Source organism: Candidatus Krumholzibacteriia bacterium (assembly GCA_035649275.1).
Classification (GTDB): Bacteria; Krumholzibacteriota; Krumholzibacteriia.
The window spans coordinates 15,709-28,556 of sequence record DASRJW010000119.1 but is presented as its reverse complement, the minus strand read 5'-3'; the positions used below and the strand labels follow the sequence as shown (position 1 = coordinate 28,556).

6 protein-coding genes are annotated in these 12,848 nt (G+C 69.4%); all 6 read left to right on the top strand.

Translation table 11 applies throughout. The features are described 5' to 3' along the window. The first annotated feature begins 148 nt into the window (after window positions 1-148). The 6 genes from VFE28_12770 (at window position 149) to VFE28_12745 (ending at window position 12,839) form a co-directional block, all read left to right on the top strand. Entirely contained in the window at window positions 149-7,615 is a 7,467-nt protein-coding gene (locus tag VFE28_12770) for a hypothetical protein (protein ID HZM16866.1), read from the top strand. Between the two features lie 14 nt (window positions 7,616-7,629). After that, entirely contained in the window at window positions 7,630-9,564 is a 1,935-nt protein-coding gene (locus VFE28_12765) for a PorV/PorQ family protein (protein HZM16865.1), read from the top strand. Next, window positions 9,554-11,107: a SpoIIE family protein phosphatase gene (locus VFE28_12760; protein ID HZM16864.1), complete on the top strand. Its 1,554-nt coding sequence runs from the start codon at window positions 9,554-9,556 to the stop codon at window positions 11,105-11,107. The genes VFE28_12765 and VFE28_12760 overlap by 11 nt, the downstream gene beginning before the upstream one ends. Beyond that, window positions 11,104-11,796, top strand: a complete 693-nt coding sequence (locus VFE28_12755; GenBank protein ID HZM16863.1) for an ATP-binding protein — start codon at window positions 11,104-11,106, stop codon at window positions 11,794-11,796. Before VFE28_12760 ends, VFE28_12755 begins: the two co-directional genes overlap by 4 nt. Beyond that, window positions 11,793-12,143, top strand: a complete 351-nt coding sequence (locus tag VFE28_12750) for an STAS domain-containing protein (protein HZM16862.1) — start codon at window positions 11,793-11,795, stop codon at window positions 12,141-12,143. The genes VFE28_12755 and VFE28_12750 overlap by 4 nt, the downstream gene beginning before the upstream one ends. Window positions 12,144-12,332: 189 nt before the next feature. Continuing rightward, window positions 12,333-12,839: a hypothetical protein gene (locus tag VFE28_12745; GenBank protein ID HZM16861.1), complete on the top strand. Its 507-nt coding sequence runs from the start codon at window positions 12,333-12,335 to the stop codon at window positions 12,837-12,839. Window positions 12,840-12,848: the final 9 nt, after the last annotated feature.

Sequence of the window (12,848 nt, the reverse complement as noted above, 5' to 3'; positions counted from 1 at the left end):
ACGGCCCTGCAGGGAACGCGGATTGCTCGTCCTCTGGCACCGGCGCCCGCATTCCCGCCGCTGCCGCGGAAGTCGTCTCGGGGTGGTCATGTTTCGCCAAACGTCGGAGGCGAGAGCTCCTCGCCGCCTCCCCTGGCGGCTTGCCGCGTTGTGCCTGCTGCTTCTTCCGGCCGCGGCGCATGGAACCGGGTACCGCATCGCGACGGGTCGCTACACAGGCAACGGCGCCCCGCTCCGCTCCATCACCGGCCTCGGTTTCCAACCCGACCTCGTTCTCGTCAAGGGTGACCTGCCCGCAGCCACTCTCGTCCGCATGTCGGGCATGCCGGGCAACGCCGCCAAGTCGCTCGGCGCTGATGGGACCGTGCTGGCGAACGGCATCCTCTCGCTCGATGCGAACGGCTTCAGCGTCGGGAACCACGCCGCGGTGAACACCGCGGCGACCACCTACTACTGGGTCGCTTTTGCTGCCTCTCCGGACCTCCTGGTCCTGGGCTCCTACGCCGGTAGCGGCCTGGACAACCAGCACGTGAGCGTCGGTTTCCAGCCTTCGTACGTGTTGCTCTTCGGCGACGGTGGTCAGCTCGCGATGCAACGATTTGCCGCCCAACCCGCCGACCTGAGCCTGCCTTTCGTCGACAGCAGCGAGCGCGGCAACTGCATCCAGAACTTCGACAGCACCGGCTTCACCGTCGGCTTCGATCCTCTCGTCAACGCCGGTGGCACGGTCTACTACTACGCCGCCTGGAAAGCGGCTTTCGACATCGTGGCGGATGGCGTCTACACCGGGGACGCCAGCGGCAACCACGATATCGTCACGGGCTTCCAGCCGGAGTACGCCCTCGTCACCCGCCAGGGCCCCGGCTCCCCTGCGGTGCAGCGCAGCGACTCCCTGGCGCTCGACATGTCGCTCTACTGCGATGCCACCGGCGGCCTGATCAACAACGCCATCCGCCAGTTCCAGCTCACGGGATTCAAAGTCGGCGCCGACCCCAATGCCAACGCCAGCGGCGTGAACTACTACTACGTGGCCTTCAACACCGCCGCCGACCTCGCGGTGACCAAGAGCGTCGGCGCCCCTGCCGCCGCTCAAGGGGATACGGTCGACTACCTCGTCACCGTGACCAATCACGGTCCGGGCGCGATGAACTCCATCCGGGTCGACGACTTCCTGCCTTCCGGTCTCACCCACGTGGCGAACACCGCCAGTCAGGGCAGCTACACACCGCTCAACGGGCGCTGGCTGGTGGGGACCTTGGCCGGTGGCAGCGCGGCGACGCTCGGGATTCAGGCGAAGGTGAACGCCGGCGCCTCGGGAAGCATCGTCAACACCGCCTCGAGCGCCGTCTTCGACGGCAGCGGTGACGCGGATCTCAACAACAATGCGGGCTCCGCGGCCATCACCGTCCAAACCGGCGATCTCGCGGTGAACAAGATCGTCGACAGATTCGCTCCCACCGAGGGCCAGACCGTCACCTACACGGTGAACGTCACCAACCTCGGCCTGCTCACGACGACGGGCATCGCGATCACCGACGCATTGCCCGCGGGCACGACCTACGAGTCACACACGGCGAGCCACGGTGACTACACGAGCGGCACGGGGGTGTGGGCTCTGGGCACTCTCAACCCGCTCGAGAGCGGCACCCTCCAGCTCGTGGCGCGCGTCGGTTTCGGCACCGCCGGGACGCCGATCTCGAACACCGCCAGCCTGAGCGCGGCGAACCAGGTGGATCTCAATCGCGCCAACGACTCGGACACCGCTTCCATCACACCCGTCGCCGCCCCTAGCACGGACTTGGCGGTCGCCAAGAGCGTCGACGATCCGAATCCCGTGGAGGGCGGGGGCCTGACGTACACCGTGACCCTCGTCAACAACGGACCGAACCCGGGGACGGGGATCCAGGTTCTCGACCTGCTGCCTACGGCCGTCGACTACGCCTCGCACACGGTGAGCCAAGGTGCCTATGACCCGCTCACGGGAGTGTGGAGCGTGGGCAGCCTCGGCGTCGGCGGCAGCGCCACGCTGCGTCTGGTCGCCACGCTGGACGTGGGTGCCCGGGTCGGCGTCGTTTCCAACGTCGCTCTGCTCCTGCGCGCCGATCAGGCCGATCCCGTACCGGCAAACGATACGGCGCGGGTGGACATCCCCACCGTGCAGGTCGAACCCCTTCCCATCGGCACGAGCACGGTGCACCCCGGGAGCGTCGACGTGCCTTTGCTCACCTTGCGCCTCGAGAACTACCGCGCCCAGACAGCGGTGCTCTCGGGGTTGCACCTCGCCGTCTCCACCGGACTGGTGCACCTGCGTCTCTGGCGCGACGATGGCGATCTGGTGCTCGAACCGCAAGCGGACACGCTCCTCGACAGCGGCTCGCCCACGGCAGGGAGCTGGGGCGCCGGGGGTTTCCTCGTCTCTCTGACGACGGCGGAAACCGCCACGCTCTTCGTGAGCGGTGACGTCTCGCTGACCGGCGCCCGCCATGGGCTCGCGCTATCCGCTGCCGTGCCGGCGCTGGGTGACCTGACCTGGAGTGGGCCCCTCACGGTGGCGACGCCGCAGGGATTCCCGCTCTCGAGCCCTGGGTCGGTGGCGGTCGCTGATCTCGTGCAGGCGCAGATCGCCTTCACCCCGCTTCCCGCCGATACCGTGTTCCCCGGTGCTGCCGGCGTGCCGCTCTTGCGCTTCCGCGTCCCCGACGATGGCGGTGCAGCCGACGTGCTGGAGCGCATCGACATGCAGCAGGTCGGCGACGCGGTCTCTGGCGTCGATCTCGCCCGGCTGCATCTGCAAACGCTCGCGGTGCGACAAGTCCCGGCGGCGACAGGTGGGCCCACCGAGGATGCGGCCCCTCCGAGTCGGCACGAGAGCGGCCAAACGAACGGGAGCACGCGGCCGCTTCCGGAGATCTGGGTCGATCTCGACGTCGCCGAGTTCTTCCACACCGGCGGTGAACGCTGGTCGGCGAGCGGCTTCCAGCTGCCGATCCCTGCCGGTGGGATCGATGTGCGCGTCGTGGCCGATGTCGCCGAGGCCGCGCGGGACGGGCGGCAACTCCGTGGTGCGCTCCCTCTCACCGGCCTCGCCTTCGCCTCCGGCCGCCGGGGACCCGAGGACCAGAGCTGGAGCAACCCCAACAGCGTGTTGATCCGGGCGGAACGCGTCCTCGAAGTGACCCAGGTGAGCATCCCGGGCCCAGCCGCGCCGGTGCCCCGCGGGGCAACGCGACTACCCGTGCTCGGTTTGTCGTTGCGGGCGCGCAGCGCCACCACCGACACCCTGATGTCGCTGCACTTGCTCCACACCTCGACCGGGCCCGGCGGCCCTGCTGTCGATCCCGACGCCGAGATCGCCGCGGCCGAACTTTGGCTCGACAGCGATGCGAGCGGTACCCTCGGCGCCGGCGATTCTCGGATCGCCTCCACCGTGCCGGACGGCACGAGGCAAATCCTCTTCGGGAACTCCCTCGGCGTCGGCCTCGAGAGCGGCGTACCGGTGCAGCTGCTCGTCACCCTGACGCCCGACTCGCTGCGCGTCCGCGACGGCGAGTCGCTCCGCGTTCAACTCGCCGCGGCGACGGACATCGCGACCGCGAATGGCCTCGCCGTGCAGCTTCCTGCCGCACTGGACACCCAGGCACCCCCCGTGGTGGATGGCCAGTCGGCGCGGGGCTATGCCGTGCGCTCGAGCAGCGGTGGAGCGCTGTTCGCGGGCAGCACGGGCACCGTGGTTTTCGATCTCGCCTTGCCGGCGAACGGCCTGGAAGACGACGTCCTGCAAGCCTTCCGCTTGGAGAACAGCGGCACCGCCACCGCCTCGGACATCGAGGCGATGCAGCTCGTCGCCGACGACGGCGATGGTCGCTTCAGCACCGCCGATCCGCTGGTGGCCCGACTGCAGGCGAAAAGCGGTGGCGTTTGGGAGGCTTCGGGAATCGGCTGGCCCCTGCTCGCCGCCTCGCCGCGCCGGTTCCTCGTCGTCCTCGATGTCTCCAAGTCACCCCAGAGCGGCGCCACCTTCCGCGCCCGTATCCCCCTTCTTGGGGTCACGGTCACGAGCGGCAACGACGGCCCTATCGATGGCGCGCTCCTGGGCGGCAACCCCTTCGTCTTCTCCGTCCCCGATCGGATCACCTGGATCGCCGGCATCGCCGACGATCACGTCGTGCACCCCGATGCGGAGCGGCAACCGGTGATGGTGCTCGAGTTGTTCAACGGCTACGCCGCCTCCCGCACGCTCAGCACCCTCGAGCTCGTGCACCGGGGCACCGCCGCAGCCGTGGAGCTGCGGGCCTGGGATCTGGTCGCCGACGACAACGCCAACGGCATCCTCGATCCCACCGACCGGGAGCTGTCGTCGGGCACGTCCGACGGCGGCCGCATCCGCTTCGGCGGACTCGCCTACGCACTGGCGCCACAGAAGCAGCAACGGCTTCTCGTCGCCTACTCGTTGCTCCCGAGCGCGGCGCGCGATGGCTCGACCCTCGACCTCACTCTGGAAAGCGCTGCCGACATCGGCTACGCCGAGCTGGGCACGGCATCCGACGGCGCCTTCCCCCTCGATTCCCCCGGCATGGACGTCGTCGACGGTTTCGTGAGCGCGCAGGTGGAGAACGGCGCCGTGGCCTCGCGGACGCTGGGCGCGAACGAGACCAACGTCCTGATCTTCTCGCTGCTCCTGCCGTCGAACGGCTGGCAGCCTGACACGCTGCAGGCACTCCGTCTCGAGCCCGTGGCCACCGACTCGGCGGCCGTGCTCGGTGAAGACGTGGCGAGCTACTGGTTGTGGCAGGAGAGCGGCGCCGCAGCCGGCTTCGACCCTGCCACCGATCTACGCCTGCGAAGCGCCGTGGCACAGGGCGCGCAGCTGCTGTTCGAGCCGCCGCCGGTCCCCATTCCGACCGGCGGCCGGCGCTTCTACATCACCCTCGACACCTCCCCCGCACCCACCGAAGGCCGCCGCGTCGCGCTCCGGCTCCCGGTACTCGGCGTCGACATGGCGTCCGCTGACGATGGCCCTCTCGACAACGCGATCGACGCACTCGCCGTCCACCGCTTCTCGGCTGACGACCTGCTCGCCAGCGTCTCCGTCGCTCCGCTCCTCGCCAGTCGCGGGCAGACCCTCGATCTCATCGTGCTCGGCCGGAACCAGGGCACGACCGCGTTCACCCGCGTCGTACCCCGACTGCTGGGCATCGATCCTCCCGGCGGCGCGGTGCTCGTCAGCGGACCCGAGCCGCCGGAGCTCGCCCTGGCGCCAAGCGCTGAGGGGAGCTTCACCTATCGATTCTCCGCCACGGCGACCGGAGCGTTGCGCTTCACCGTCCAGGTGGCGGATTCGACGGTGCAGAGCGATCCCGCGACGAGCACGCCGGTCGTCGTCGTCGAGCCGCCGAGCGGCCTCGAGGCGAACCTGGTCTCGCGCCTGCCTCCGACGGTGAATCGCGGCCAGGCCGTGACCGTCATGGAGTGGGAGCTGTCGCATCCGGATCCGGCGTCGGGCACCGCGGACATCCGCATCGGGGCGTTGCAAATCCTGGTGGAGGACGGGAGCGGCAACGCCCAACCCGCTGCCGCCGTGTTCGACCATCTCGAGGTGCGCGCGGGCGGGCTGGTGCACGCGCAGATCGACTCGCTGCCCGCCACGAGCTCGGTGCAGCTACCGCTCTCGCCCCCTGCCCTCCTGCACGGGAGCGAAGCCGTGGAACTCGTGCTCTCGGCCCGCATGGCGACGCAGGCAACGGCGAGCAACGTGCGCCTCCGCGTCGCCGGTGCCACGGCCATCGCCGCCGAGGACGCCAACAGCGGCCAGCCGGTCACGGTGCAGGCAACGCTGCCGTGGACGAGCCAGTCGGCCACCATTCACACGCAGGCGGCGCGCATCGCTGTCGAGCTCGAGCGCACCCTGCCGCTGGCGCTCGATCGCGGGCAGCGGGACGTTCACGCCGGGCGTTTCCGCTTCGCCCTCGAGGGTGCTCTCGACGAGAGCGAAGCGCGCATCACCGCTTTGTCCATCGCCTGGCGCGATTCGAGCGGCAACCCTCTCGCGCCCGCCGGCCTCGTCCGGCGTCTCGCGGTGCGCAACGGCACGACGACGCTCCTCGAGACCACCGACCCGGGGACGGATCCCACCCTGCAGCTGCCCCTCGCCATCCCCCAGCTCGTTGCCTCGGGCGCGCCGCAGGCGCTCGATCTCTTCCTGGATGTGCGCGACGAGGCGAGCGTGCCCGCCTTCGCCATCGCCGTTCTCGATTCGAGTGCGTTCACCGTGCGCGACGCCACGAGCGGCGATCCCGTCGCCATCGCTCCGGCACCGACCGCGCTTCCCTGGATCCTGGGCCCGGTGCAGGTGCAGGCACCGGCGGGCGATGTCGCCCTGCAGGCCACTTCGCGCACGCCGCCCTCCTCTTTCCCTGGCGCGCGCAACCTCCCGGTGGCACGGCTGTCGCTTTCGCGGCTGCAGGTTCCGTCTGGGACGGCGGAGGTGGAGATCGGCAGCCTCACCTTCCGCACCCTCGACGATCGCGGCACCGACGTGACCGACGTCCTCTCGAGCGCCCGACTGCTCGCCGGCGGTTACCCGGTCGCGGCGACCGGAGCACCGTCGGGCAGCCCGTGGCTGACCTTGACGCTGGCGACGCCGCTCCGCGTGGCGCCCGGCGCCGAGCTCGATCTCGACATCGAGGCGGACCTCGCGGCGACCGTGGCGACAACGTGGCTGCGGTTCTCCTTCGAGTCGCAGGCCCTGCAGCTGCGCGATGCCAACGATCCCTCGCGCCTGCTCGCGACGACGGGGGCGCTGCCCTTCGCCACCGAGCTCGTGCGCATCGTGGCGCCACCTCTCGGCGTCGCCGCCGGTCCGAAGGCGGAGCCGCCGGCCAACATCCGCCGCGGCGCCACGGAGCACGTCATCGCGCTCCGACTGCAGCACCCCGGCGGCGCCAACGAGGCGGCGATCCAGCCGCTGGCGCTGGCGCTGCTCGTGCGGGATGCGCAAGGAGCACCGCTGGCCGTGAGCTCTCTCGCCGCTGCGGCGCGCCTGCGCTTCGGTGCGCAGAGCCTCACGGCGGTGTTCGTGGCGGACAGCCTCGCGGTCGATCTGTCGAGCCTGCCGCCGCTGGCTCCCGGCGAGGCACAGGATCTCGACCTCGAACTCGATGTCCTCGGGAGCCCACGGGTCGCCGACTTCCGCCTGGCGCTGCAAGCGGACGGCGTGGAAGCGAGCTCCGGCGGCGTCTTGGTCCCAACCCGACCCCTCGACGGCGCCACTTTGCCGTGGCTCTCCCCCTCGGTGCATCTGGCGGCGACGAACCTGCGCGAAAGCTTGAGCAGCTACCCGAATCCGTTCACCCCGGCACTGCACGGCGATTGTCACATCACTTTCGTCCTCGAAGCGGACGCACAGGTGAGCGCCGAGATCTACACACTCACCGGCGAACGCGTCGTGAGCTTGCTCCAAGCCACGCCACTCGGTGCGGGCCTGCACGACGACCTGCGCTGGGACGGCCGCAATGGCGCCGGCGACATGGTGCGGAACGGCACGTATTTGCTGCGGCTCGTGGTGAACGGCACCGGCGGCGGCACCTTCCTCCGCAAGCTGGCGGTGAAGCGATGAAGCTGCCGTGGAGAATGACCGGTACGACGGACCGCTGCCACGACTCTCGTCTCGCGGCAGCGGCCCGAACGTTCCTTCTCGGTGCCTGCGTCTGGTTCGCTTTGCACGGCGCCGCCATCGCGCAAGACGATGGCGGCACCCAGAGCCCGTTCCAGCTCGGCTCAGGCGCGCGGGAACAGGCCATGGGACGCACGGGAGCGGCGACGTCGCGGAGTGCCGAAGCGCTCTTCTGGAATCCGGCGCGCCTCGCCTCGACTGCGCGCGCCGATCTCAGTCTCTTCCGCACCCAGCTCTTTCTGGATGGGAGCCTCTACCACGCTGCCTTCGGCAGCTACCCGATGCTCGACTTCGGCACGCTCGCGTTCGGCTACCAACGTCTCGATGTCTCCGGAATCGAACGGGTGGACGAGCGCAACCGTTCGCTCGGGACCTTCGAGAACTCCGAGTCGAGCCTCATGGTCGGCTTCGGTCGCAACGTCGGTGGCCTCGTGGCCCTCGGCGGTTCGCTCCGCGTCGCGCAGCAAGCGGTCGACGCGACGAGCGACGCCAGCGTCGGCCTGGATTTGGGAATCGCGCTGCAGTACGAGAGCACCGGTCCGGGCCAACATTGGTTGAGCCTGGGTGCCAACTTGCAGAACGCGGTCGAGCCGCGGCTGGCCCTCGCCGAGGATGAGGTTCGCGATCCGCGCAGTCTCAAGCTCGGCCTCGGCTACGGCGGCACCTGGGCGCCAGCGCGCCTGGCCTGGGTGGCGGCCGTGGATGTCGACTTGCCGAGCGCGGCGCAGCCGCGGCCCGGCGCCGGGCTGGAGCTTTCCTATCAAGGGATGCTGATGTTGCGGGGCGGTTACGACGACGGTCACCCCACCGTGGGTCTCGGTCTGGCGTATCGGAACATCCGCTTCGACTACGCGCTGCGTCCAGCCGATGCGTTGCCCCGCAACGACCTCCTCAGCCTGGGCGTGCAGTTCGGCGCCAGTCTCACCGACCGCCGCCAAGCGCGGCGGCAGGAGGAGCAACGCCGTGTGACGGCGGAACTCGAACAACTCCTCGCGGCGCGCGAACGCGACACGGAAGAGAAAGCCCTGGCTGCAGCGGACAGCGCCTTCGCCGCCGAGCGTTTCGAGGCGGCACTCCTTCTTTACCGGCGCGTCCTCGCCGTCGACCCGGAAGAACCCCGGGCGCGTGCCCGCGAGGACGCGACGCAACGGCAGCTGCTGCACGCGAGCGCCGTCGCCGCTTTGCAGGCGGGCAACCTGGGGCAAGCGGCGGCCGATTTCCAGGCCATCGTGGAGCGCTGGCCGGACGACACGCTGGCTCGCGCCGGCTTGCAGCAGGCGCGCGAGCGCCTGCAGCGCGCCGCCGACCGCGACCGCAACCTGCGCCAGCTCTTCGCCGAAGCTCTCGCCCGCTTCAGCGCCGGCGATTGGTCCAAGGCCGAGGCAACGCTCTCCGAGCTGCTGCGTCTCGAGCCGCGCCACGAGCTCGGCCTCGAGCTCCGCAACAGCGTCCGCGCCGCGAAGGCGCGTGCCGCAGCCGCCAAGCAACCCACCGCGGTGGCCACCCTCACGCCGAAGGAGCACGCTCCCGAGGACCGCTCCCCGGCACCACCGCGGCGGCTCTCGGCGGCGGAGCAGCGCGACCTCGAGCGCTTGTACCAAGAAGGATTGGCCGCATTCGGGAAGCGCGATTTCGAGCGCGCCATCCGCAATTGGCGCGCTGTCTGGCTCGAGTCGCCGCATTTCGAAGGTGTGGGCGAGAATCTGATCAAGGCCTATCTCTTCGAAGGCGTCGAACTCTACGGCCGCGGGCAGTACGACGCGGCGCTCGAGCGCTGCCGCCAGGTCCTGGAGATCGATCCCGCCAACGAGAAGGCGTTGCGCTACCGCGCCCGCATCCTGGAGGAGAAGCTCGAAGTCGAACAAATCGGGGAGGGCCGCCGTGAGCCCTAGGACGCGCTTCCACCAGCGTCTCGGCGTGCAGCTCGGCGTCACCGTGGCCCTCGTCACCGGTCTGGCCTTCGCGTTCACCGTGACCACCGTGGTGCGCCGGGCGCGGGAAACCCTGACCCGGGAGCTCACCCTGCGTCTCCTCGCCAAGAGCCGCAGCCTGTCGCTCGGAGCGGCGGCCCCCTTGCTCCGCCACGATCCGGAGCTCGGCCTGCACGCGCTCATCCGCAGCGCTCTTGCCGAGACTCCCGATCTCATCGACCTCGTCATCCTCGATGCGAACGGGCGGGTGCAGGGACATCGCGACCTCTTGCGTGTCGGCACGCGCCTACCGCCACCGCCGGAGCGCCGCGCCCTCGTCATCCCCGGTCTCGCCGGCGAATCGGTGTGGCTCGAAGGGCCGCACCTGGTCGTCGAGAGCCCCATCCGGCACGTGGACAGGAACGTGGGCAGGCTCGTCTTGCGTGCCAGCCGCGACGAGATCGAGAGCACGGTGTGGCAGGCTCAGGCTTACCTCGTCTCCGTGGGTGGATTGGCAACGCTGCTCACCCTCCTGGCGGTGACCGGTGTCGTGCACCTCAACCTGCGCCCCCTCGGGCCGTTGCGCCGCGGCGTGCAACGCCTCGGCGCCGGCGATCTCGGTACCCGGGTCCGGGTGCGCTCGCGCAACGAGCTCGGCCTGTTCGCGAACCTGATCAACTCCATGGCCGAGAACCTGGAGAAGGCCCAGACCGACCTGGTGCAGAAGGAGAGGCTCGATCGCGAGCTCGAAATCGCCGGGCAGCTGCAATCGATGTTGCTCCCGAGGGTGGTGCAGGCGGCCCCTGGTTACGAACTAGAGGCGCATTACACCCCTGCCCTCGAGGTGAGCGGCGACTACTACGACGTTTTCGCCCTCGACGAGCAGCGCCTCGCTCTCGCCACCGCCGACGTGAGCGGCAAGGGCATTCCGGGGCTCGTGGTCATGGCCATGCTGCGGACGACGCTCCGCGGTCTCGCCACCGCGGGTCGCGACCCGGTGGACGTCCTGCTCGCCGCGAGCCGGATGCTGCGTCACAGCATGGGACGTGGCATGTTCGTCACCTGTCTCTATGGCGTGCTCGATACGCGGCTGCACTCCTTCACCTACGCCAGCGCCGGGCAGTGCCCGCCGGCGGTCTTCGGTTCCGGCGGCGCCCGTTATTTGCCGGCCCGGGGCAAACCCATGGGGATCTTCGACGAAGCGCGCTTCCAGGAAAGCCTACAGCGTCACGAGCTGTCCTTCGCCCCGGGAGACGGTCTGCTCCTTTACACCGATGGCCTCCTGGAAACGATGAACGCCCGCGGGGAGCAGCTGGGTTCGCCTGCCGTTTTGCAACTCTTGGAGGGATGCAGCAGCGCGCACGCCGCGGTAGAAAGGCTCCGCCGGCGCGTCGAGGCGCACCGGGGCGCGGAACCACCGAGCGACGATCTCACCCTCCTCGCCCTGCAACGACTGGCGACGGCGCCGGCCGCCGCGGCGCACGCCGCCGGCGTGGTGTCCGCTCCCAGGGAGGCGCCGGCATGATCGTGCTCGATCGCATCGATCTGGCCGCGGGCGGAGCGGAACTGCTCCACGCTGGTGCCCTGTCGTCGAGCTGGGAGTCGGATTTCTGGCGCATCGTCGAGGCGTCGCGGATGTTGCAGCTGCGACAGGTCTCGCTCCGGGTGGAGGAAAATGGCGTCCACAAGCGCTTCACCCTGCGGGAGACCGTGCTGCCAGCGGCCACCCAGGCGAGGCTGACGACCGTCGCCTCTCCGGGGAACCTGGTGCAGCATGCCTGGGCCCTCCAGGACGGCATGCCCGTCTACGATGGCAGGTTCCGGAACTCCCCGGATTGCTTGCCCCTGCTATCGCGCTACGCTGGCTTGTTGCTCGCTACCTATGGGGAGCAGCGCAAGCATCTGGTGCAGCTCCGGATCGCCATCTACGAGATCTGCGCCAACATCGTCGAGCATGGCCTGCGCTCCCGCGGCCCGGCTCACATCGACGTACACCTCCACTTCTTCCCCGACGAGATCCGCGGCTGGGTGCAGGACACCTGCCGGCCTTTCGATCCGTCGCGTCTGCCGGCGACGGGGATCGCGGAGCGTTTGGAGAAGCGCAGCACCCGCGGCTATGGCATCACCATCATGCGGCTGCTGTTGGACACGATGCAGCACGAGTTCAATCCCACGGGCAACCGGATCACCTTCAGCAAGAGGATCTTCCAATGAGCAACCGCGACGAAGAAACCGAACAAGCCACCAAGAGCTTCGCTATCAGCGAGGGCAGCATGCTCGCCCCCGGCCGCACGCGCCTGCTGCTGCAAGGCCACCTCGATGCCGAGGCGGCGCCGCTGCTGGCGAAGAAGCTGCGCCTGCTTCTCGAGCGCGGCGTGCTCCACCTCGAGCTCGACTGCACCGAACTGCAGTTCATCAGCAGCACCGGGATCGGAACGATCGTGGCCACCGTCGGCGAGTACCGCGACGCGGGTGGCAGGATCGTGGTCAGCCGTCTCTCGGCGGGGATCCTCGAGGTCTTCGAGTCTCTCGATCTCCTGGACTACGTCGAGGTCCTGTGAGGTCTCCGGGTTCCCCCGTCGCCCGCGGGCCGCGGCGGCCCACGGGCGCCATGGCCGTGTGGTCCTCGCGGCCGGCGGCTGGGCTTCCGTATTCCTCCTGCATCCCGCGCACCGCATTGCCGCGGCAGTTCCCATTGGGTATCATGATCGCTTCACACTGATGTCCGTGAGGCCCGGGGACATACCGGCATGCTGAGGCTGCGCGTGTCATTGCGGCGGCGCCCCATCGGGCGCATTGCTTTGCTGCCCGTCGCTGCGCTCTTCGCTGTGTCGGTCTGCATTCCTGCCTGCGGCTCGCAGCGCGAGGGCGGCACGGGGAGTTCCCCCGAGTCCAGCTGGGTCGTGACCATCGGCTCGGAAGGCGGCATCACGGGAGGTGGGTCGGGGTACCGCATCCACGCGGATGGGCGCGTCGAAAGTTGGAAACGCCTCACTGCGCAAGCGGAGCCTGAGTCCACGCTTCTCGGCAGAGCTCCACGCAAGGAGGTGGAGAACCTCCACACGGCCCTCAGCATGACCACGTCCTTGGAGGCGGCCACGGGCAATCGTGGCAATATGACGGCGTTCCTCGATTGGCGTGAAGGGCAGCTCAGCAAGCGTTACACCTGGATCGATGGCGACGCCCCGGCGGCGCCAGTGGCCACGGCGTTCGAAGCCGCCATGCAGATCGTGCGTTCATTGCCGAAAAACGAATGAGGGAGATTC

Coding starts and splice junctions, on each gene's coding strand:
- VFE28_12765 (HZM16865.1), top strand. CDS start 7,630: ATGACCGGTACGACGGACCGCTGCCACGACTCTCGTCTCGCGGCAGCG.
- VFE28_12755 (HZM16863.1), top strand. CDS start 11,104: ATGATCGTGCTCGATCGCATCGATCTGGCCGCGGGCGGAGCGGAACTG.
- VFE28_12750 (HZM16862.1), top strand. CDS start 11,793: ATGAGCAACCGCGACGAAGAAACCGAACAAGCCACCAAGAGCTTCGCT.
- VFE28_12745 (HZM16861.1), top strand. CDS start 12,333: ATGCTGAGGCTGCGCGTGTCATTGCGGCGGCGCCCCATCGGGCGCATT.